Origin of the sequence: Janthinobacterium algoris (assembly GCF_051380935.1) — a bacterium.
Taxonomy (GTDB): Bacteria; Pseudomonadota; Gammaproteobacteria; order Burkholderiales; family Burkholderiaceae_D; genus Janthinobacterium.
The window spans coordinates 137,479-158,748 of the sequence record NZ_JBNYXZ010000004.1 but is presented as its reverse complement, the minus strand read 5'-3'; the positions used below and the strand labels follow the sequence as shown (position 1 = coordinate 158,748).

The 21,270-nt window shown below is 60.2% G+C and carries 17 protein-coding genes and 2 riboswitches; of the genes, 13 read left to right on the top strand and 4 right to left on the bottom strand.

Features of this window, described 5'->3' with window-relative positions:
• Window positions 1-8: 8 nt before the first annotated feature.
• Window positions 9-114, bottom strand: a riboswitch (glycine riboswitch).
• Window positions 115-140: 26 nt separating this feature from the next.
• A riboswitch (glycine riboswitch) is annotated at window positions 141-227 on the bottom strand.
• 169 nt (window positions 228-396) lie between these two features.
• From ACQ4W7_RS07575 to def, 7 genes are all read left to right on the top strand, one after another.
• The gene (locus ACQ4W7_RS07575; RefSeq protein ID WP_436529553.1) at window positions 397-1,029 is read left to right on the top strand and encodes an ATP-dependent Clp protease proteolytic subunit; all 633 of its coding nucleotides are present in this window, start codon (window positions 397-399) and stop codon (window positions 1,027-1,029) included.
• A 147-nt stretch (window positions 1,030-1,176) separates the two neighbouring features.
• On the top strand, window positions 1,177-1,812 hold the full coding sequence (locus tag ACQ4W7_RS07570) for a phosphatase PAP2 family protein (RefSeq protein WP_436529551.1): 636 nt from the start codon (window positions 1,177-1,179) through the stop codon (window positions 1,810-1,812).
• A 181-nt stretch (window positions 1,813-1,993) separates the two neighbouring features.
• Window positions 1,994-5,521, top strand: a complete 3,528-nt coding sequence (gene smc / locus ACQ4W7_RS07565; protein ID WP_436529549.1) for a chromosome segregation protein SMC — start codon at window positions 1,994-1,996, stop codon at window positions 5,519-5,521.
• A complete protein-coding gene (locus tag ACQ4W7_RS07560; protein WP_436529547.1) occupies window positions 5,518-6,684 on the top strand; it encodes a cell division protein ZipA C-terminal FtsZ-binding domain-containing protein in 1,167 nt (388 codons plus the stop codon). Before smc ends, ACQ4W7_RS07560 begins: the two co-directional genes overlap by 4 nt.
• Before the next feature lie 14 nt (window positions 6,685-6,698).
• Complete coding sequence (ligA, locus tag ACQ4W7_RS07555; RefSeq protein WP_436529545.1) at window positions 6,699-9,050, top strand: NAD-dependent DNA ligase LigA; 2,352 nt, start codon at window positions 6,699-6,701, stop codon at window positions 9,048-9,050.
• Between the two features lie 25 nt (window positions 9,051-9,075).
• Window positions 9,076-9,969, top strand: coding sequence for a UTP--glucose-1-phosphate uridylyltransferase GalU (galU, locus tag ACQ4W7_RS07550; RefSeq protein WP_436529543.1), 894 nt, complete (start codon window positions 9,076-9,078; stop codon window positions 9,967-9,969).
• Window positions 9,966-10,502 carry a peptide deformylase gene (gene def / locus ACQ4W7_RS07545; protein ID WP_436529541.1) on the top strand — a complete coding sequence of 179 codons (537 nt, stop codon included), beginning with the start codon at window positions 9,966-9,968 and terminating at the stop codon, window positions 10,500-10,502. Before galU ends, def begins: the two co-directional genes overlap by 4 nt.
• 89 nt (window positions 10,503-10,591) lie before the next feature.
• On the opposite strand, the gene ACQ4W7_RS07540 is transcribed toward def, so the two are convergent.
• The 4 genes from ACQ4W7_RS07540 to map all read right to left on the bottom strand — a co-directional run bounded on the left by ACQ4W7_RS07540 (window position 10,592) and on the right by map (window position 15,721).
• Entirely contained in the window at window positions 10,592-11,356 is a 765-nt protein-coding gene (locus ACQ4W7_RS07540; RefSeq protein WP_426072882.1) for a flagellar brake protein, read from the bottom strand.
• A gap of 147 nt (window positions 11,357-11,503) precedes the next feature.
• Window positions 11,504-12,253, bottom strand: a complete 750-nt coding sequence (locus ACQ4W7_RS07535) for a pseudouridine synthase (protein WP_426072881.1) — start codon at window positions 12,251-12,253, stop codon at window positions 11,504-11,506.
• Between the two features lie 42 nt (window positions 12,254-12,295).
• Window positions 12,296-14,863, bottom strand: a complete 2,568-nt coding sequence (locus tag ACQ4W7_RS07530; RefSeq protein WP_436529539.1) for a [protein-PII] uridylyltransferase — start codon at window positions 14,861-14,863, stop codon at window positions 12,296-12,298.
• 45 nt (window positions 14,864-14,908) lie between these two features.
• Window positions 14,909-15,721 (bottom strand): type I methionyl aminopeptidase, encoded by an 813-nt coding sequence (map, locus tag ACQ4W7_RS07525; protein WP_426072879.1) that lies wholly within the window; start codon window positions 15,719-15,721, stop codon window positions 14,909-14,911.
• Window positions 15,722-16,134: 413 nt separating this feature from the next.
• Between map and rpsB the strand changes: the two genes are divergently transcribed.
• The 6 genes from rpsB (at window position 16,135) to ACQ4W7_RS07495 (ending at window position 21,266) form a co-directional block, all read left to right on the top strand.
• On the top strand, window positions 16,135-16,887 hold the full coding sequence (gene rpsB / locus ACQ4W7_RS07520) for a 30S ribosomal protein S2 (protein ID WP_219135456.1): 753 nt from the start codon (window positions 16,135-16,137) through the stop codon (window positions 16,885-16,887).
• A 158-nt stretch (window positions 16,888-17,045) separates the two neighbouring features.
• Window positions 17,046-17,957 carry a translation elongation factor Ts gene (tsf, locus tag ACQ4W7_RS07515; protein ID WP_332858776.1) on the top strand — a complete coding sequence of 304 codons (912 nt, stop codon included), beginning with the start codon at window positions 17,046-17,048 and terminating at the stop codon, window positions 17,955-17,957.
• A 147-nt stretch (window positions 17,958-18,104) separates the two neighbouring features.
• Window positions 18,105-18,821, top strand: a complete 717-nt coding sequence (pyrH, locus tag ACQ4W7_RS07510) for a UMP kinase (protein WP_071077758.1) — start codon at window positions 18,105-18,107, stop codon at window positions 18,819-18,821.
• 185 nt (window positions 18,822-19,006) lie between these two features.
• Entirely contained in the window at window positions 19,007-19,567 is a 561-nt protein-coding gene (gene frr / locus ACQ4W7_RS07505) for a ribosome recycling factor (protein ID WP_102122155.1), read from the top strand.
• A gap of 98 nt (window positions 19,568-19,665) precedes the next feature.
• Window positions 19,666-20,433 (top strand): polyprenyl diphosphate synthase, encoded by a 768-nt coding sequence (gene uppS / locus ACQ4W7_RS07500; RefSeq protein ID WP_426072878.1) that lies wholly within the window; start codon window positions 19,666-19,668, stop codon window positions 20,431-20,433.
• Window positions 20,433-21,266, top strand: a complete 834-nt coding sequence (locus ACQ4W7_RS07495) for a phosphatidate cytidylyltransferase (RefSeq protein WP_436529536.1) — start codon at window positions 20,433-20,435, stop codon at window positions 21,264-21,266. Before uppS ends, ACQ4W7_RS07495 begins: the two co-directional genes overlap by 1 nt.
• Window positions 21,267-21,270: the final 4 nt, after the last annotated feature.

Below are 21,270 nucleotides of genomic sequence, written 5' to 3'. Positions count from 1 at the left end.
TCGTGATCACTGACCCCCCTGTCCTTTGTACCTGAGAGATTACGGGGGCTTGCCCCGTGCGCCCCTTCGGTGGGTCGCCGGCAATAGCCGCGGCCGCTCTCCAGAGTTGAGCTGTAGTGTCGCCAAAGCAACAGCTTCAGTCCGCCTGATCGGTCCTTTTGCCTGAGAGTTTTTGGGTAGTGCCCCTTCGGCGGCAACGCTGGGTTGCCCTCTCCCGATCAAGTGTGAGGAATATATGCCAGCAGGGTGTTTCTGTCAATCTGAAAAGACGTTGCCAAATTGCAGCAAAAGCCGCAGTTTGCGGGGCTGGCAGGCGCTGCGCTCCAGCGCAAGAGGGCGCCGTGCCGCGTGCGAATGCGCTATGATGAAATCTTGGCTTTCTTGCGGGTGGCTGCCATGAACACGACACAAAGCGGGACACAAAGCGGGACGCAACACGAGACACAACACGAGACACAACACGAGACACAACACGAGACACAAAACAACACCGAGCAGCACGCTTATTTCACCCTCTCGGGCGACGTCAACAGCGACATGGTTCGGCGCGTCTTCAATGTCGTGGCCGATATCACGGAAGACAAGCTCACCACCGCGCACATTTTGATCCAGTCCAACGGCGGCTATGTCAGCGATGGCATCTGTCTGTACAACTTCCTCAGCAAGTTGCCGTTCGACATCATCACCTACAACGCAGGCGCCGTGGCGTCCATCGCTGTTACCCTGTTTCTGTCGGGGCGGCACCGCCATGCCAGCGACACGGCGCGCTTCATGGTGCACAAATCGCATGCGACAGCCTCGCCCGGTTCGCGGCCCGATGCGCTCAGCATCATCGTCGAGGGCTTGCGCGCCGATGACATGCGTACCGAGCGCATCCTGCGCGGCCAGGTCAACCTTACGGAAGAGCAATGGCAGGTGCATGCCTATTCCGACCTGCACCTGACGGCTGACCAGGCGCTGGAAGTGGGCATGATCGAATCGATCCGCGACTTTGCGCCGCCCAAGGGCAAGCGCCTGACGAATATCTGACGCGCGCTTGGCGCTGGCCAGGCGGATAGTTTTGGCGCGGAAATTTGTAATCGAATGTAATTCTTCGCTGCAGCACAGCAAAAGCCACGTGGAACAGGGCAGAGTCGTGGCATAGTGCAATCTGATCATGAGATAAGTGCAGGCACGATGACTTGGTGGAATGGTATTTCTTTTGCGGCCGACATGTCCGTGATGGGGCCGGCTGGCGTGGCGATCGCCCTGTGGCTGCTCGTCTCGCGTCAATGGCGCCTGGTACTCAGCTGGAGCATGTGGTACGGCGGCGGCCTGGCCCTCGTGGTGCTGTCAAAGCTGGCTTTCATGAGCTGGGGCGTGGGCAGCAGCGCGCTCGATTTCACCGGTTTCAGCGGTCACGCCATGCGCGCAGGCGCCGTGTTTCCCGTGCTGATGTATGTTTTGCTGCAGCGCGCCACGCCGCACTGGCGCCATGCCGGCGTGCTCGTGGGGGTGGCGTTTGCCGTGCTGGTGGCTGTTTCGCGTGTCGTCGTGCATGCGCATAGCGTGTCGGAAGCGGTCAGCGGCTGCGTGCTGGGCTTGGCGCTGGCGCTGGGCTTCATGTGGAGTGCCCGTGGCGCCGTGAATTTCGCCGTCAGCCATGCGCTGGCCCTGGCCAGCCTGATGCTGATGGTGGTGCTGAGCTTCAAGGCCGAACCCATGCCGACCGAACAGTGGCTGCAAAAACTGGCCATGGTGCTGTCCGGCCATGAGCGCGTTTTTTCCCGTGAAGACTGGAAACTGGCGCAGGATAGCCACCCAGCCCGTTAAGATGGCGCTGGACAGCACTTGATGTTGCTGTTTTTTGGCCAGAAAAGTATCGGGAAATGGTATGATGAACCACTTTTTTGCGGTGAGCGGCCAGGCTGCCATCGCAATGGTGTATCTGAACTGAATACGATCCGGGTTCACCGATCTCAACCGCCAGCATAGGCCAGGAACTCTAAAACACGTGCGTCTCTCTTCCATCAAGTTGTCGGGATTTAAGTCTTTCGTCGATCCCACCAATTTCCAGGTGCCAGGCCAGCTCGTGGGCGTGGTCGGGCCGAATGGCTGCGGCAAGTCGAATATCATCGACGCCGTGCGCTGGGTGCTGGGCGAGTCGAAAGCGTCCGAACTGCGCGGCGAGTCGATGCAGGACGTCATCTTCAACGGTTCCACCCACCGCAAGCCTGCCGGTCGCGCTTCCGTGGAACTGGTGTTCGACAATAACGACGGCAAGGCGTCCGGGCAGTGGGGCCAGTACGCCGAGATCGCCGTCAAGCGCACCCTGACGCGCGACGGCACTTCCACCTATTACATCAACGGCCAGCCCGTGCGCCGGCGCGACATCCAGGATATCTTCCTCGGCACGGGCCTGGGGCCGCGCGCCTACGCCATCATCGGCCAGGGCATGATTTCGCGCATCATTGAATCGCGCCCCGAAGAATTGCGCGTCTTCCTCGAAGAAGCGGCCGGCGTGTCGAAATACAAGGAACGCCGCCGCGAGACGGAAAACCGCTTGCAGGATACGCGCGAAAACCTGCTGCGCGTGGAAGACATCTTGCGCGAACTCAATGCCAACCTGGAAAAGCTGGAAGCGCAGGCGGCCGTGGCCACGCGTTTCCACGCCTTGCAGGCGGACCAGGAAGAAAAGCAGAAACTGTTGTGGCTGCTGCGCAAGAACGAGGCGCAAAACGAACAGACGCGCTATTTCCGCGAAGTCGAGCAGGCGCAGACGGACCTGGAAGAGCAGACGGCCAAGCTGCGCAACGTGGAATTGACGCTTGAGCAGATGCGCCAGGCGCACTTTGCCGTGGGCGACCGCTTGCATACGGCGCAGGGCCATCTGTACCAGACGAATGCGGAAATCGGCAGCCTGGAAGCGCAGATCAAGTTCGTCATCGAATCGCGCGCCCGCCTGCAAGCCCAGCTGGCCACCTTGACGGCCCAGCGCGACCAGTGGAGCAGCCAAGGCGGCGAATACCAGGAACAGATCGAAGAGGCGGAATTCCACCTCGAGGAACTGGCTGCGAAGGTTGAGCAATCGCAAATGATGGCGGAACAGAAGGGCGAGCAATTGCCCGAACTGGACGCCGCCTGGCGCGCCGCGCAGAACAAGAGCACGGAATCGCGCGCGCGGATTATGCAGGCCCAGCAGCAGCTGGAACTGGAATCGGCGCACCAGCGCAACGCCTCGAACATCTTGGCCAGCCTCCTGACGCGCCGCGAACGCCTGCAGCAGGAAAAGAACAGCCTGAGCTTGCCCGACAGCAGCCACCTGGAAAACCTGAAACTGCAGCTGGAAGAAAAACAGCAAACGCTGGAAGAACAGGGTTTTTACCTGGAAGAAGCGCTGGAGCAGCAACCCAAGCTGGAGCAGGAACGGGCCGAAGCACAGGCGCAAGTCAATGCCGAGACGGCCGCGAATGCCCAGCTGGAAGCGCGTCTTTCCGCTTTGAAACAATTGCAGGAACGGGTACAGACGCAGGGCAAGGTCCAGCCGTGGCTGAAAAAGCACGAGCTCGATACCTTGCCGCGATTGTGGCAAAAGTTGCAGATCGAAGCGGGTTGGGAAGCGGCCATGGAATCGATCTTGCGCGAGCGCACGTCGGCCCTGCAACTGTCGAATATCGATTGGGCCAAGGCGTTCTTTGCCGATGCGCCGCCAGCCAAGCTGGCCCTGTACGCGCCGTCCACCGTGGCGCCGCTGCCCCTGCCGGAAGTGCCGGGCCTGAAGCCGTTCCTGAACTTGCTGAAACTCAACGATCCGGGCTTGCGCGGCTTGCTGCAGGATTGGCTGTACAACGCCTACGCCGTGGAAGACGCGGCCGAAGCGCTGGCCGAGCGTAGCAAGTTGCCGCCGGGCGGCTACTTTGTCACGCGGCTTGGTCACGTGGTCACGGCGTCCAGCGTGCGTTTTTATGCGGCCGATTCGGAGCAGGAAGGCATGCTGGGGCGCCAGCAGGAAATCGAGAATATCGGCAAGCAGTTGCGCGCCCAGCAATTGCTGGCCGAAGAGGCGCGTGCCCGTTCCGTGCGCGCCGATGCCGCCGTGGGAACCTTGACGCGCAAGCTGTCGGACTTGCGCCTGCGCATACAGCAACTGACGTCTTCCGTGCATACTTTGCAACTGGACGTGGTGAAACTGTCGGAAGTGGAAGCGCGTTTCAACCAGCGCAGCACGCAGATCGGCGCGGACTTGGCCGAAATCGCCGCGCAGGAAGCGGAGCAGATGCAGACCAAGCTGGAGTCGGAAGAGAAATTCGAACAGCTGGACATGGAACTGGGCAACTTGCAGGAAGCGCACGAAGACGGCCATACGGACTTCTTGCAGAAGGAACAGCGCTTGGCCGAAGCGCGCGAAGCCTTGCGCGACCTGGAACGCGCTGCCAAGGATACGGAATATGCGGAAAAAGCCCACCGCGCGAAGATCGAGGAATTGCGCCGCAACATCGCCACGGCCAGTACGCAGGCCCAGCAAGTGACGGCCAGCCTGCAGGCAGGCGAACTGGAACTGGCCAACCTGGAAAGCGGCGCGGCCGCCGACGGCTTGCAGGACTTGCTCGAGCGCCGCACCACGCAGGAGAGGGCGCTGTCCGATGCGCGCCATGAACTGGACCAGATCACGCAACATTTGCGCCTGTCTGAAGATGCGCGCACGCAATCGGAACGCAGCTTGCAGCCGCAGCGCGACAAGATCATGGAAATGCAGCTCAAGGAACAGGCCGCGCGCCTGAACCAGGAGCAATTCGCCCAGCAACTGCTGGAATCGGGCGCCGATGAAGCGGCCCTGACGGAAAAGCTGCACCCGGACATGCGTCCATCGTATCTGCAGGGCGAAGTCACGCGTCTGACGAACGCCATCACGGCCCTGGGCGCCGTCAACCTGGCCGCGCTGGACGAACTGGCGCAGGCATCCGAGCGCAAGAATTTCCTCGATGCCCAGAATGCCGACTTGACCGAAGCCATCAATACGCTGCAAGACGCGATCCACAAGATCGACAAGGAAACGCGCGACCTGTTGCAAGACACCTTCGACAAGGTCAATCATCACTTTTCCGAGCTGTTCCCCATTCTGTTTGGTGGCGGCCAGGCCAAGCTGACCATGACGGGCGACGAGATTCTCGATTCCGGTGTACAAGTCATGGCGCAGCCTCCCGGCAAGAAAAATGCCACCATCCACCTGTTGTCCGGTGGAGAGAAGGCGCTGACCGCGACCGCATTGGTGTTTTCCATGTTCCGCCTGAATCCGGCGCCGTTTTGCCTGCTCGACGAAGTCGATGCACCGCTGGACGATTCGAACACGGAACGCTTCTGCCGCATGGTCAAGCGCATGTCCGACCAGACCCAATTCCTTTTCATTTCGCATAACAAGATTGCGATGGAAATGGCCCATCAATTGATCGGTGTGACGATGCAGGAGCAGGGCGTATCGCGCATCGTGGCGGTGGACATGGAGTCCGCCGCAAATTTTGCTACCGAGGCACAAGCAGCATGACAGACCTTCAAATTACCTTGTTTGGCGCCGGCGGCGTCTTTATCGTCGGCGTTTTCTCGTACAACAAATGGCAGGAATACAAGGCCAAGAAAAGCGTGGAGCGGGCCTTTTCCACCGACCACGACGACGTGCTGATGCGCGAGGGCGACGCCCCCCTGGCCGATGTCCAGCAACCCGTCTTGCGCCAGGAGCCGCGTTTTGACGCCGCGCCCGCCGCCAAGGCCGAACCGTCGTTCGGCGCGCCGCCAGCGGCGCCCGTGTCCGATGCCCCCGTGCATGTGGAACCGTCGCTGGGGGATGCCCCTGCCGAGCCGGTCCCTGCTCCAGCGGCCGAGCCCGTGCAAGAAGTGAGCGCCGCCAGCGAGCAGGCGACCAGCCTGGTCGACCCGCTGATCGATTGCCTGCTGCCCTTGTCACTGGAAGCGCCCGTGCGCGGCGACAAGATCCTGCCCGTGTTGCAAACCCTGCGCCTGGTGGGTAACAAGCCCGTGCACTTCATCGGTTTGCATGTGAATGGCGACTGGGAACCGATCACGCATGGCGGTGTCTACGCCAAGATGCAAGGCGGGGTGCAGCTGGCCAGCCGCAGCACGGCCTTGAATGAACTCGAATACTCGGAACTGGTCACGCGGCTGCGCGGCGTGGCGGACGAGATCGGCGCCGAGCCGGAAGTGCCCGACATGATGGAAGTGATGGCCGAAGCGCGCAATTTGCACCGCTTTGTCGCCGGCCACGACGCACAGCTGGGCGTCAACCTGCACACGAACGGCGCGCCGTGGGCCATTTCCACCTTGCTCTTCGCCTTGGAAAAGCAGGGCTTTGATGTGCGTCCGGACGGCCGTTTCGTCATGCCGGACGGCGACGGCAGTTATCTGTTCTCGCTGTCAACGAATGTCACCCTGGCCCAGGAAACCACGCCCCGTTTGACCCTGCTGCTGGACGTGCCTTGCGTGGCGCCCGCGCGCGATGGCTTCGGCGCCATGGTCGCCTGTGCCAAAGCGCTGGTGGTTCGCCTCGACGCCACCATCGTCGACGATTACAACCAGGCCCTGTCGGACACGGCGCTGGCCGAGATCGCCGGCCAGGTGCAAGAGTTTTACCAGGAAATGGACGCGGCCGACATTCCGGCCGGCTCCACCCGCGCCCTGCGTTTATTTAGCTGAAGAATCCCGCAACAATGACTGATCCGATCAACCAGGACGCCGCCCAGCGCGTCCTGGCACTCACTGCCGAACTCAATCGGCATCTGCACGCTTACCACGTGCTCGACAATCCCACCATTCCCGACGCCGAGTACGACAAGCTGTTCGTCGAACTGCAGACGCTGGAAGCGGCCCATCCTGAGTTGCGTCAACCAGACTCGCCCACCTTGCGCGTGGGCGCGGCGCCGCTGCCGCAATTCGAGCAAGTCACGCACACGGTGCCAATGTTGTCGCTGAACAATGGTTTTACCGATGACGATATCGTCAACTTCGACCGTCGCGTGCGTGAAGGCCTGGACCTTGACGGTGCAGAAGTCGACTACGCTGCCGAAGTGAAATTCGACGGCCTGGCCATCAACCTGCGCTATGAAAACGGCTTGTTCGTGCAGGCGGCCACGCGCGGCGACGGCGCCACGGGCGAAGACGTGACGGCGAATATCCGCACCATCGCCGGCATTCCTCTGCGCCTGCAGGGCGACAGGATTCCGGCTGTGCTCGATGTGCGCGGTGAAGTGATGATGTTCAAGGCCGATTTTGCCCGCCTGAATGAACGCCAGCGCGAAGCAGGGCACAAAGAATTCGCCAATCCCCGCAATGCGGCCGCTGGCAGCCTGCGCCAGCTAGACTCGCGCATCACGGCGCAGCGCAAGCTGCGCTTCTATGCGTACGGCATCGGCGCCCTCGATGGCGCCGCCATGCCGGTGTCGCATTCGGCCTTGCTGGACTGGTACGACACCCTGGGCATTCCCGTGTCGAAGGAGCGCAAGGTGGTGCAGGGCGCGCAGGGTTTGCTCGATTACTACGCCGATATCGGCGTGCGCCGCCCCGCTTTACCCTATGAAATCGACGGCGTGGTGTACAAGGTGAACGCGACGCAAGACCAGCAAGAGCTGGGCTTTGTGTCGCGCGCGCCGCGTTTTGCGCTGGCGCACAAGTTCCCTGCCGAAGAGGCGCTGACGCAGGTGCTGGGCATTGACATTCAGGTGGGCCGCACGGGCGCCATGACGCCCGTGGCGCGCCTGGCGCCCGTGTCCGTCGGCGGCGTGACGGTGACCAACGCCACCTTGCACAATGAAGACGAAGTGCTGCGCAAGGATGTGCGCGTGGGCGATACCGTCGTCGTGCGCCGCGCCGGCGACGTGATTCCCGAAGTGCTGTCCGTGGTGCTGGAAAAACGGCCGGAACCGGCGCCGCTGCCATTCAAGATGCTCGAGCGCTGCCCTGTCTGCGATTCCCACGTGGTGCGCGAAGAGGGCGAAGCCATCGCCCGCTGTTCAGGCGGCCTGTTCTGTTCGGCCCAGCGCAAGGAAGCGTTTCGCCATTTCGCGGGCCGCCGCATGATGGATATCGAAGGTCTGGGGGAACGTTATATCGATACCCTGGTCGAACTGGAATACGTGCATGGCTTGGCCGATCTGTACAGCCTGACCCTGGAAAGATTGCTGGAAATGAAGCTGCGCGCCGACGAGCGCGATGGCTCGACGCCAGAAACAGTGCAACAAGGCAAGATTCCCACCAAATGGGCGGAAAACTTGCTGGCCGGCATAGAAGCGAGCAAACGCCCGCCGCTCGAGCGTTTCCTGTTTGCGCTGGGCATCCGCCACGTGGGCGAATCGACGGCCAAGACCCTGGCCGAATGGCTGGGCAGCCTGGACTATGTGCGGCGCGCACCGGCGGCCTTGCTGCGCGTGCTGCCCGACATCGGCGGCACCGTGGCGGTGTCGATTGCCGATTTCTTTGCCGAAGAAAAGAACCAGCAGGCGCTGCAGGCATTGCTGGATGCTGGCGTGACGCCGCAGGGCGAACACGCGCCCAGCGCCAAGCTGCGCGTGCAACTGGAGCAAACCAAGCTGTTGGCGGCCATCGGCATCCCCAAGCTGACGGAGCCGCGTAGCAAGCAGCTGGTGGAGCGGGGCGTGACCCTGTCCAGCCTGGCGGCGCAGGGCGCCAGCTTCCACGCGGGCTTGCCCGCCGCCGTGGCTGAAGCGCTGGCGCAATGGCTGGCCGATGAGAGCAATCTCAAGCTGCTTGCGCAACTGGACGCCCTGCGAAATGAATTACTGTCACAATTGCCTGAAATATCAGCCGCTGGCGGCAAGTTGGATGGCAAGACTTTCGTCTTGACGGGCACCTTGCCCAACATGAGCCGCGATGAGGCAGCGGAGCTGATCGAGGCGGCCGGTGGCAAGGTTAGCGGTTCCGTGTCGAAGAAAACCGGCTACGTCGTGGCTGGATCGGACGCCGGCAGCAAACTGGCCAAGGCGCAGGAACTGGGCGTGGCCATACTCGACGAGGCTGGCCTGCTGGCCTTGCTCGCGCAGGACTAATCATTCAACATCTTACAGAAGACCCATGAAAAAAATCAGAAAAGCAGTCTTTCCCGTCGCCGGCCTGGGCAGCCGTTTCTTGCCTGCGACCAAGGCGCAACCGAAGGAAATGTTGCCCATCGTCGACAAGCCATTGATACAGTACGCGGTGGAAGAAGCGGTGGCGGCGGGCATCACGGAAATGATCTTCATCACGGGCCGCAATAAACGCGCCATCGAAGACCATTTCGATACGGCCTATGAGCTCGAATCGGAACTGGAAGCGGCCGGCAAGCGCCAGTTGCTCGACATGGTGCAAAACGTCATTCCCAAACACATCAATTGCATTTACATCCGTCAGTCGGCGCCGCTGGGCCTGGGGCATGCCGTGCTGTGCGCTCGTCCCGTGATCGGCGACGAGCCGTTTGCCGTCTTGCTGGCCGACGATTTCATGGATGTGGAAGAGGGCGTGCGCCCCGTGCTGGCGCAGATGACCGATGTCTTCCAGTATGAAAACTGCTCGTTGCTGGCTGTGCAGGATGTGTCGCGCGCAGAAACCAAGCAGTACGGTATTGTATCGGCAAAGAATTATCAGCCCGACCTGGAACTGGTCTCGGCTATCGTGGAAAAGCCCGCGCCTGAAGAGGCGCCATCGACCCTGGCCGTGGTGGGCCGTTATGTGTTGACCAGCCGTATCTTTAACCACCTGGAAAATATCGGCACGGGCGCCGGCGGCGAAATCCAGTTGACGGACGGCATCGCCGCTCTGATGCGCGAAGAGCGCGTGCTGGCTTACCGCTACCAGGGGCAGCGTTATGATTGCGGTTCCAAGCTGGGTTATCTGAAGGCAACGACGGCGATGGGCATGAAACATCCGGAAACGGGCGCTGCCTTCCGCGCTTACCTGCAAGAACTGCAATCGACACTGGAAGCAAAATGACGGTACGTGAAATTCTGAAGATGGGCGATCCGCGCTTGCTGCGCATGGCCGAGCCCGTGCGTGAATTCGATACGCCCGAATTGCATGCCTTGATCAGCGACATGTTCGACACCATGCATGCGGCCAATGGCGCGGGCCTGGCGGCGCCGCAGATCGGCGTCAACCTGCAGCTGGTGATCTACGGTTTCAAGCAAAATCTGCGCTATCCCGATGCGCCGCAAGTGCCGGAAACTGTGTTGATCAACCCGGTGCTGACACCTTTGTCTGAACGCAAGGAAGAGGGCTTTGAAGGCTGCCTGTCGGTACCCGGCCTGCGCGGCAGCGTGCCGCGCTGGAGCGAGTTGCACTATGAAGGCGTGGACCAGTTCGGCCAGCCCATCAGCCGCGACTGCGACGGCTTCCATGCGCGCGTGGTGCAGCATGAAGTGGACCACTTGCACGGCATTTTGTATCCGATGCGCATCGTCGACTTCACGCAGTTCGGCTATACGGAAGTGATGTTCCCCGAGTTGGATCCAAACGATGACGACTAAGTTTGGTGTCTGACCCCAGATTCTGACAGTCAATAAAAAATGGCCGCGCAGCATAAGCTGGGCGGCCATTTTTTATGCATGAAGCGAACCTAGCGCGCCTTGCGGCTGCTGCCCAGGTTATCGAGCAGCATTTTCAATTCATCCTGCATGGCATCCGTCAGGTTCAGGAAGCGGCAGCCGATCTGCACTTGCTCGCCCAGCAGGAAAGAGCGGAAGGTGCGCGACAGGCGGATTTCCAGGTCGGCGATCATGACCTTGTCCGGTCCCAGTTCCAGGCGCACGCGCGACAGCTTGCGCCCCACGTACAGGCCGACCGTATCGCGCGGGTGGGCGCGCATGCCGATGCCGCCGGCCGAAAAATCATACAGCTGCAGTTCATACGGACGACCCTCGAGCACGAAGGCGGCCAGGTAGTACACACCCAGCGGTGTTTCCAGGCGCGTCGATTCACGCCGTTCCAGCACCAGGCAATGGCTGGGGAAGTTCATCAGGTAGACGTTTGGCCGCTCGGGATAGGCCTCCCATTCGTCGTTGATGGTAAATTGCAGCTTGGCGCTTTGCACCCACGATACAAACGTGGCGCCACCTTCGGGCAGGGTGGCGCCTTCATTGAGTTCCAGCACGAATTGCGGCAAGTCGTCGTCGACGGACAAGATGCGCGCCATGATGACATCTTCGCCACCCGTCGGATAGATGGAAATGGCGTCGCCGTTATCAGCCAGGCTGCACAGGGTTTCGCCGATATCCCACGGATCGCTCATATGGTGCGGCTTGGTGCCTGGCTCCATCGGCTCGGCTACGTCGGCCAGGCTGGGCGCGCCTTTGCGCAGGGGATTGGGGATGGGATCGTTCACGACAGCGTATCTCTTTTGTTCTAATGGGGAATAGTGTATAGGTTTAAAGCAATATTTACTAAGTAAATCACAATAATTGTTTTTATATCACTATACTCGCTTATGCAGGATGGGATGCTGCGCGGCATGCCATGTTGACGTCTCCGCTTAAAACTGCTCGTCCGCGCTCAGATAACGCCATTGGCCCGTCGGCAAGTCGCCCAGCTTGACCTTGCCGATGCGCACGCGTTTCAGTCCCAGCACTTTCAGACCGACGGCTTCGCACATGCGGCGGATCTGGCGTTTCTTGCCTTCGCGCAGGGTAAAGCTCAGCTGGTCTTCATTTTGCCAACGCACCTTGGCCGGCAGCAGCGGCTTGCCGTCGAGCCACAGGCCGTGGTTGAGCTTTTTCAGCTCGCTGTCGGGCAGGGTGTCGCCCTTGGTGTAGCTCACGCGCACCAGGTATTCCTTGTCGATATCGGTATCGTGGCCGATCAGCTGCTTGGCCACGCGCCCATCCTGCGTCAAGACCAGCAAGCCGACGGAATCGATGTCCAGGCGCCCGGCTGCCACCAGGCTGCGCAGTTGGGTCGGGTGGAACTGTTCCGGGCTGCGGTCTTCCGCCCAGCGGTTTTCGGCCTTGATCAAAGCCACGGCGGGCGTATAGCCATCTTCGGCCTGGCCGCTGACATAGCCCATCGGCTTGTTGATCAGCACGGTCACGCGTTTCGACTGTTCGGCCGCCGCCTGGCGTTCCACGGTGACTTTCTGGCTGGGAGTGACCTTGCTGCCCAGTTCGGATACCACCTTGCCATCCACGCGGACCCAGCCGCGCGCGATCCATTCATCGGCTTCACGGCGCGAGCACAGGCCCAGTTCGGACATACGTTTGGACAAGCGTAATAATTCTTCGGTCATGTTGTTTCAGTTTCAGTAAGGGTAGGCGCTGCGCGGAGGTCATTAGACTTTCAGCGCATCGAGTAAATCGGTTTCCAGCAATATCTGGTTGCGGGCATTGTTGAGCGCGGGACCGTCGACGAGGAAGACGTCTTCGACCCGCTCGCCCAGGGTCATGATCTTGGCCGTGTGCAAGTTAATGCGGTACTTGGTCAGCACATTGGCGATTGCATACAGCAGGCCCGTGCGGTCGTTGGCGGCCACCGACAGCAGGTAGTACTGGCCCCTTTCATCGGGCCGCAAATCCACCGTCGGCTGGAAGGGGAAGGTGCGCGACAGGCGCGACAGCCGTCCCTTGCCCGGCGGCGGCAGCGGTGTTTGCGACTGCAGCAGCTCGCCCAGCTCATGCTCGATCAGGCTGATGATGTCGCGGTAGCTCTTGGCGAAATTCTGTTCGGTGACCAGGAATGTGTCGAGCGCATAACCATTCCTGGTCGTGTGGATCTTCGCGTCGAGGATGCTGAAATTCTTGCGGTCGAAATAGCTGCAAATGCGCGCGAACAGGTCGGGCTGGTCGGGAATGTACACGGCCACCTGCAAGCCTTCGCCGATCGGCGCCAAGCGGCATTTTACCACCGGCAACTTGCTGTCGAGCTTGTCATACAGCGAGCGCGTCTGCCAGGCGATGTCGGAAGCGTCGTGGCGCAGAAAATACGCCACGTCCAGTTGCTGCCACAGTTTCAGGTGCGCGTCTGGCGGCAAACCGTACAGGCGCAGGGTGGCCAGCGCTTCCTGCTGGCGGTTCTTCAGCTCGCGGTCGGCCGTGTGCGGTTCGCCGCCCAGCACGCGCAGGGTGATTTTGTACAGGTCTTCCAGCAGCTTGCCCTTCCAGGCATTCCATACTTTCGGGCTGGTGCCGCGGATGTCGGCCACCGTCAGCAGGTATAAACCCGTCAGGTGGCGCTCGTCCTTGACCACTTTTGCAAAGGCGGCGATGACGTCGGGGTCGGACAGGTCCTGCTTTTGCGCCACTTGCGACATGGTCAGGTGATTTTCCACCAAGAAAGCCACCAGTTCCGTGTCTTCTTCCGACAGGCCGTGGTCCTGGCAGAACTGGGTGGCGTCGGCCACGCCCAGCTTCGAATGGTCGCCGCCGCGGCCCTTGGCGATGTCGTGGAACAGGGCCGCCACGTATAGCAGCCACGACTGCGAGAAATCGGCCATCAACTGGCTGCAGAACGGGTATTCGTGTGCGTGCTCGCTCATGGTGAAGCGGCGCATGTTGCGCACCACCATCAAAATGTGCTGGTCGACCGTGTACACATGGAATAGGTCGTGCTGCATCTGGCCCACAATGCGGCGGAAATTCGGCAGGTAGCGCCCCAGGATGCTCATCTCGTTCATGCGCCGCAACGCGTGGATGATGCCCACGGGTGCTTTCATGATGCGCAGGAAAAGGGCGCGGTTGACAGGGTCCTGGCGGAAGGCGGCGTCGATCTTGAAGCGCGCGTGCCACAGGGCCCGCGTGGCGCGCGAGGTCATGCCTTTCAGTGCCGCGCGCTCCGTCATCAAGACAAAGATTTCCAGCATGGCTGACGGATATTGTTCGAACGTATCGTCGGCGCTGATATCGATCAGGCTGTTGACTTCATTGAAGCGTTCGTTGATGGGCACGGCCACATCGTCTTGCGGAAACAGCCGTGCCTCGATATTTTGCAGCAGAATCGTATTGAGCTGGGTCACGGTTTTGGCGGCCCAGTAGTAGCGCTGCATGAGGAATTCGCTGGCGCGGCGCATGTGCGGCCCGCTGCCCGTGGCCTGCAGGCCCAGCGATTCAGCGATCGCCGTCTGCACGTCGAACACCAGACGGTCTTCGCGCCGGCCCGCATGCAGGTGCAGGCGCACGCGGATATCCTTGAAGGCGCGCTCCTTTTCCATCAACTGGCGCGCTTCCGTCAAGGTGATCAGGCCACCTGTGGCGAGGGTGCGCCACGAGTTCGCCAAGCCGGCCGCCTTGGCCACCCACAGGATGACTTGCAGGTCGCGCAGGCCGCCCGGGCTTTCCTTGCAATTCGGTTCCAGGCTGAAGGCCGTGTCTTCGTACTTGGCATGGCGCTGGCGCATTTCCGCCGTTTTTGCCTGGAAAAACGCCTGCGGGTCCATTACCTCCTCGTAGCGCTGTTGCAATTGCGCGAACAAGTCTGCGTTGCCGCAAACGAGGCGCGCTTCGAGCAGGCTGGTTTGCACGGTGATGTCGGCTTTCGATTCGACCATGCATTCCTCGACCGTGCGGATACTGTGGCCGATTTCCAGGCCCAGGTCCCACAGCAGTTGCACCAGTTCCTCGAGTTTTTCCTGCGTCGCCGCGTCCGGCGCCTGCTGCAGCAGGATCAGCAGGTCGACGTCGGAATACGGAAACAGTTCGCCGCGGCCATAGCCGCCCACGCCCACCAGGGCCGTGCCGGGCGGCAGTCCCGCTTCTTGCCAGGCGCGCGCCAGCACCCCATCGACGCTGTGGCGTAGGCTGCGCAGCAGTTTTTCAGGCTTGCCGTCGGCCTGGAAGGCCGCAATGACGACCTGGCGGTCGGCTTTCAGTTGCTGTTTGAGCTGTTCCCGAACTTGCTTTTTCATCTGGGCCCTGGGGTGGCGGTGCGTTTGGCTGGCCGGGTGGCGGGATCAGGCTTTGTGCGTGATGAAGTCCGGCGGTGGCGGCATGCCTGGCGAGACGGTCAGCACTTCATAACCGGTTTCTGTCACCAGCACCGTGTGTTCCCATTGCGCCGAGTGGCTGCGGTCCTTGGTCTTGATGGTCCAGCCATCGTTCATTTCGCGAATCTCGCGGCGGCCGGCGTTGATCATCGGCTCGACCGTGAAGATCATGCCCGCATCCAGGCGGTCCAGGGTGCCTGGTTTACCGTAATGCAACACCTGCGGCTCTTCATGGAACACTTTGCCGATGCCGTGGCCGCAGAATTCGCGCACCACGCTGTAGCCCGCCTTTTCCGCGTGCTGCTGGATGGCATGGCCGATATCGCCCAGATGGGCGCCCGGCTTGATCTGATCTATGCCCAGCCACATGCATTCATAGGTGATTTCCGACAGGCGCTTGGTCAGAATGGTGGGCGTGCCGACCAGGAACATGCGGCTATTGTCGCCGTGGTAGCCATCCTTGATGACGGTGATGTCGAGGTTGACGGTATCGCCGCTCTTCAAGACCTTGTCGCCCGGAATGCCATGGCAGATGACGTCGTTGACGGAGGTGCAGATGGCTTTCGGATAGGGCGTGTAGCCTGGCGGGCAATAGTTCAGCGGGGCAGGGATGGTGCCCTGCACATTGACCATGTATTCGTGGCACAGGCGGTCCAGTTCGCCGGTCGTGACGCCGACCTTGACGAAGGGAGTGATGTAGTCGAGGACTTCGGCGCCGAGCTTGCCGGCAACGCGCATGCCTTCGATGTCGGCGGCGCTATTGATACGGATGGTGGGCATGGTGTAATTCGCAATCTGCAAGATAGTCGGCTGAAAAGCACGGGTGAAAAGCACAGACGAGTCCTGCGGTACGGGGAAAAGTCTGCAAATATGTCGAAATTATAAACGAGGTACCCTGAATCCGCCGCCTCCTTCCTATGGCCGGGCAGGGATGTGTGGGGAAATGGGGATGAAGCGGCGGCGCGGCCACGCCTTGCACCAGCGTGGTGCATCGGGCGTTTCCGCAGAGCGGGCGATTTGCAGTGCGGACTTGATGTGGCGCTCATTTCGGTGTAGAATCCCGGGTTGCTTGAATTCTCTTTTGAGCAATGCAGCAAAACAGTGTCTTTAATTAATATAAACACGCGAATCCGGTCGACAAGGGTGCCTGTATGGTGACTGATCGGATTCCAGACCCAACCCTGGAGTTAATAATGTCCGTAACAATGCGCGAAATGCTGGAAGCCGGTGTCCACTTTGGTCACCAAACCCGTTTTTGGAATCCAAAAATGGCACCGTTCATCTTCGGCCATCGCAACAAGATCCACATCATCAACCTGGAAAAAACCATGGCGATGTACCAGGACGCAATGAAGCATGTGCGTCAACTGGCTGCAAACCGTGGCACCATCCTGATGGTTGGCACAAAGCGTCAAGCGCGCGAAATCATCGCCGCTGAAGCACAACGCGCTGGCGTGCCTTTCGTTGATCAACGTTGGTTGGGCGGCATGCTGACCAACTTCAAAACGATCAAAACCTCGATCAAGCGTCTGAAAGACATGGAAGTCATGGTTGAAGACGGTTCGATCGAAAAGCTGTCGAAAAAAGAAGCGCTGATGTTCTCCCGCGAAATGATCAAGCTGCAAAAATCGATCGGCGGCATCAAGGACATGGGCGGCATTCCTGACGCAATCTTCGTCGTGGACGTCGGTTACCACAAAGGTGCGATCACCGAAGCAGCTAAACTGGGTATCCCGGTCATCGGCATTGTCGATACCAACCACTCCCCAGAAGGCGTGAACTTCGTGATCCCAGGTAACGATGACTCCTCGAAAGCCATCATGTTGTACGCTCGCGGTGTTGCTGATGCAATCATCGAAGGCCGTGCAGCTGCCGGTAACGAAGTTGTTGAAATGGTTAAAGCAGCCGCTGGCGACGAATTCGTCGAAGTGAACGAACAGGCTTAATGGCCAGGCTATCGCGAGATAGCCGTTTGTAAGCGCAGCAGTAAGGGAAAAGGGGTGGCAGCAGCTCCCCCTTTTTTTTAACAAAAAAACGATAGGGACCGCTGGCGAGGCATGCATGCCCGGCCGCGACTATCGACTCACCGAATCAGGAGAAACACATGGCAGCGATTACAGCAGCGATGGTAGGCGAATTGCGCGGCAAAACCGACGCACCAATGATGGAATGCAAAAAAGCACTGACCGAAGCCGAAGGCGATATGGCGCGTGCGGAAGAGATCCTGCGCGTCAAACTGGGCGGCAAGGCATCGAAAGCATCGGCACGCATCACCGCTGAAGGCGTCGTGGCAACCTACATCGCCAATGGCGTAGGCGCCCTGGTTGAAGTGAACTCGGAAACCGACTTCGTTGCGAAAAACGACGATTTCCTGGCACTGGCCAACAACGCTGCCCGTCTGGTAGCAGAACACAACCCGGCTGACGTCGCTGCCCTGCTGGCCCTGCCACTCGATGGCAAGACCCTGGACGAAGTGCGTGCTGCCCTGATCGGCAAAATCGGCGAAAACATGACCATCCGCCGCTTCCAGCGTTTCGAAACCAGCAACAAGCTGGCGTCGTACCTGCACGGTGCGCGCATTGGCGTGATCGTTGAATTCGACGGTGCCGATGAGCAAGTCGGCAAAGACGTGGCCATGCACATCGCTGCCATGAAGCCAGTGTCGCTGTCTTCGAACGAAGTTCCAGCGGAACTGATCGAAAAAGAGCGTTCGGTTGCACAACTGAAAGCCGAAGAAGACGCAGCCAAAGCGGCCGCCGAAGGCAAGCCAGCGCAATCGCCGGAAATCCTGGCCAAACGCCTGGAAGGTTCCGTACAGAAGTTCCTGAAAGAAGTCTCCCTGCTGAACCAGGCTTTCGTGAAAAACGACAAGCTGTCGGTTGAGCAAATGCTGAAGGCGGCTAACACCAGCGTCAAAGGTTTTGCCATGTACGTGGTAGGCGAGGGCATCGAGAAGAAGCAAGACGACTTCGCAGCAGAAGTCGCAGCACAGATGGCTGCCTCCCAGGGAGCGTAAGTAAAGCGGGCCGAGAGGCCCGTTTTTTTGGCCCGCCCGCACCTGTCGTGCCGGGCGGCGGCATGGGCAGCCCCGCGCGCCTATCCGGCGCTGCAAGGCGCTGCGCCATGTCATACTCGAATAACCTCATTTATGGAGCCCCAGCTCATGTCAAAACCAGCCTACAAGCGCGTCCTCCTCAAGTTGTCCGGCGAAGCCCTGATGGGCGATGATCCTTACGGCATCAACCGCGCCACGATCGAGCGCATGGTGGCCGATGTGGCCGAGGTGGCGAAGTTGGGTGTGGAACTGGCAATCGTGATTGGCGGCGGCAATATCTTCCGCGGCGTCGCGCCTGGTGCGCAAGGCATGGACCGTGCCACCGCCGACTACATGGGCATGCTTGCCACCGTGATGAATGCACTGGCCCTGGCCGATGCCATGCGCCACGTCGGCATCGTCGCGCGCGTCATGTCGGCCATCGGCATCGAACAAGTTGTCGAGCCGTACGTTCGTCCGAAAGCCCTGCAATACCTGGAAGAAGGCAAAGTGGTTGTCTTCGCCGCCGGCACCGGCAATCCGTTCTTCACTACCGACACGGCAGCCGCCCTGCGCGGTTCCGAGATCAGTGCCGAGATCGTCCTGAAGGCCACCAAGGTCGACGGCGTCTACACGGCCGATCCGAAGAAGGATCCGAACGCCACCCTGTTCCACACGATTACGTTTGACGACGCCATCGCCAAGCACCTGCAAGTGATGGATGCGACCGCATTCGCCCTGTGCCGCGACCAGAAACTGCCGATCAAGGTGTTTTCGATCACCAAGCCAGGCGCGCTGATGCGCGTCATCATGGGCGAAGATGAAGGCACTCTGGTGCACGTATAGAAATAAGGAGCACCGAGAAACCGTCCATGGCTGCGTTGCAGCGCCTGATCCACGTTATGTACTATTCGTAGCGTCGTCGGCGCCGCGCCTTGCCCTGAACGGTTTTCGGCACTCCCGACTGAGCTAGTGTTTTCATCGCAAGCGAAGTAGAAATATTCATTATTATCAAGACAAGGAGTACAGTAATGTCCTTAGCAGACGTTAAAAAGAACACCCAGGAACGCATGACGAAGTCGCTGGAAACACTGCGGGCCGATCTGGCCAAAGTGCGTACCGGCCGCGCCCATACGGGTATCCTGGACCACGTGATGGTCGATTACTACGGTTCGCCGACGGCGCTGACCCAGGTCGCCAACGTGACCCTGATCGACGCGCGCACCATCGGTGTGCAGCCGTACGAAAAAAAGATGGCCAACACCATTGAAAAAGCCATCCGCGACGCTGACCTGGGTTTGAATCCATCGGCACAGGGTGATCTGATCCGCGTACCGACGCCGCCGCTGACTGAAGAGCGTCGCAAGGAAATGGTCAAGCTGGTCAAGACCGAAGCGGAAGACGCGAAGATTGCCGTACGTAACATTCGCCGCGATGCGAACGAGTCGCTGAAGAAACTGGTCAAGGAAAAGGCCTGCTCCGAGGACGATGAGCGCCGCTCGTCGGAAGAAGTGCAGAAGCTGACGGACAAGTTTATTGCCGACATCGACAAGATGGTGGTCGACAAAGAAAAAGAAGTGCTGACAGTCTAGTTTTCAGTCCTTTGACGCTGCCCGGGAAAGCATGGCTTTTCCGGGCAGTGCTATTTGGCGCATAATAGTTATCTTTTATTTTTGGTATTCGTGTTTTCATGATCTATTCGAGTTCGACAACGGCAGTACCTGAGGTGGGCACGGTGCCGCGCCATGTAGCAATTATTATGGATGGCAATGGCCGCTGGGCAACCAAACGCTTCCTTCCGCGCGTGGCTGGCCACGTCAAGGGCGCTGACGCCGTGCGCGGTGTCGTCGAGACCTGCCTCGAACGGGGCGTCGAGTATCTGACCCTGTTTGCCTTCAGCTCGGAAAACTGGCGTCGCCCGGAAGAAGAGGTGTCGATGCTGATGCGCCTGTTCGTCACCATGCTGGAACGCGAAGTGGTCAAGATGCATGCCAACGACATCCGCCTGAAGGTGGTGGGCGACCTGTCGCGCTTCAATGACCAGCTGCAAACCCTGATCGCCAATGCGGAACGCAAGACGGCGCGCAACACGCGTCTGACGGTGACGATCTGCGCCAATTATGGCGGCCGCTGGGACATCATGCAGGCAGTCAACAAAATGACGGTCGAGGCTGCCGCCAACGGCCAGCCCGCCGGACAGGCTTACACGGAAGAACAACTGGCGCCGCACCTGGCCATGGCCTATGCGCCCGAGCCTGACCTGTTCATCCGCACGGGCGGCGAGCAGCGCATTTCCAATTTTCTACTGTGGCAACTGGCGTACACTGAGCTGTTTTTTACCGAGACTTTCTGGCCCGACTTCAATGACGAGTGCCTCGACGCGGCAATCGCGTCTTACCAGCAGCGCGAACGGCGCTTTGGCCGTACCAGCGCGCAATTAACTGAAAAGACAAACTGATGCTGAAAACACGGATAATCACCGCCCTGGTCCTCTTGGCGGTCTTGCTGCCGGTTCTGTATCTGAATTATTTCCCCGCCTTCGCCGTGATCGCCACGGCGTTCTTCGGCGCCGCCGTCTGGGAAAGTTTCCGCATTTTTAAAAATCGCCAGGCGCTGCTGATTGCTGCCGTCTGGACTGCCGCCTTTGCGTATACTTTTTTTGTCGCTAACGGCATGGCCCAGCTCAATTTCTGGTTTGCCCTGAGCGTGGCTATCTGGCTGATCCGTTTTGTGCCCTCGCTGGCGACGGGCTTGCCGCCCACCGAAGGCCTGGGCAATACCTTGCTCAGCCTGGTGTACCCGGTGACCATCGTCGGCTGCTTCGTCGCCATCATCGCCTTGTTCCTGCATAGCCCTTTGTTCCTGCTGTCCGTCATGGCCCTCGTGTGGATCGCCGATATCGGCGCCTACTTCTCGGGCAAGGCTTTCGGCAAGCGCAAGCTGGCGCCAAGTATTTCCCCAGGGAAATCCTGGGAAGGCGCCATCGGCGGCGGGATTGCCGTACTGCTCATCGCCGCCATCACCATCGTTGCCGCGCCATCGCTACCGGTTCTGCAAGACACCTTCGCCGTGCAACTGCAATTGCGCCGCGGGTCGCTGGTGGCCTTGCTGGTGCTGCTGCTGGTCGTCGCTGCCAGCATCGTCGGCGACCTGTTTGAATCGCAATTGAAGCGCCGCGCCGGCATCAAGGACAGCAGCAAGCTGCTGCCCGGCCATGGCGGTGTACTCGACCGTATCGACGCGCTGATTCCGGTCCTGCCATTTGCCGCCCTCGTGGCCAGCTGGCTTTAAGGAA

Excerpts from the sequence above, each read along its gene's own strand:
- def (WP_436529541.1), top strand. The coding sequence starts at position 9,966 with ATGACGGTACGTGAAATTCTGAAGATGGGCGATCCGCGCTTGCTGCGC.
- map (WP_426072879.1), bottom strand. The coding sequence starts at position 15,721 with ATGCCCACCATCCGTATCAATAGCGCCGCCGACATCGAAGGCATGCGC.
- uppS (WP_426072878.1), top strand. The coding sequence starts at position 19,666 with ATGATCTATTCGAGTTCGACAACGGCAGTACCTGAGGTGGGCACGGTG.
- rpsB (WP_219135456.1), top strand. The coding sequence starts at position 16,135 with ATGTCCGTAACAATGCGCGAAATGCTGGAAGCCGGTGTCCACTTTGGT.
- ACQ4W7_RS07535 (WP_426072881.1), bottom strand. The coding sequence starts at position 12,253 with ATGACCGAAGAATTATTACGCTTGTCCAAACGTATGTCCGAACTGGGC.
- ACQ4W7_RS07530 (WP_436529539.1), bottom strand. The coding sequence starts at position 14,863 with ATGAAAAAGCAAGTTCGGGAACAGCTCAAACAGCAACTGAAAGCCGAC.
- pyrH (WP_071077758.1), top strand. The coding sequence starts at position 18,105 with ATGTCAAAACCAGCCTACAAGCGCGTCCTCCTCAAGTTGTCCGGCGAA.
- galU (WP_436529543.1), top strand. The coding sequence starts at position 9,076 with ATGAAAAAAATCAGAAAAGCAGTCTTTCCCGTCGCCGGCCTGGGCAGC.
- ligA (WP_436529545.1), top strand. The coding sequence starts at position 6,699 with ATGACTGATCCGATCAACCAGGACGCCGCCCAGCGCGTCCTGGCACTC.
- tsf (WP_332858776.1), top strand. The coding sequence starts at position 17,046 with ATGGCAGCGATTACAGCAGCGATGGTAGGCGAATTGCGCGGCAAAACC.
- ACQ4W7_RS07495 (WP_436529536.1), top strand. The coding sequence starts at position 20,433 with ATGCTGAAAACACGGATAATCACCGCCCTGGTCCTCTTGGCGGTCTTG.
- ACQ4W7_RS07575 (WP_436529553.1), top strand. The coding sequence starts at position 397 with ATGAACACGACACAAAGCGGGACACAAAGCGGGACGCAACACGAGACA.
- frr (WP_102122155.1), top strand. The coding sequence starts at position 19,007 with ATGTCCTTAGCAGACGTTAAAAAGAACACCCAGGAACGCATGACGAAG.
- ACQ4W7_RS07560 (WP_436529547.1), top strand. The coding sequence starts at position 5,518 with ATGACAGACCTTCAAATTACCTTGTTTGGCGCCGGCGGCGTCTTTATC.
- ACQ4W7_RS07570 (WP_436529551.1), top strand. The coding sequence starts at position 1,177 with ATGACTTGGTGGAATGGTATTTCTTTTGCGGCCGACATGTCCGTGATG.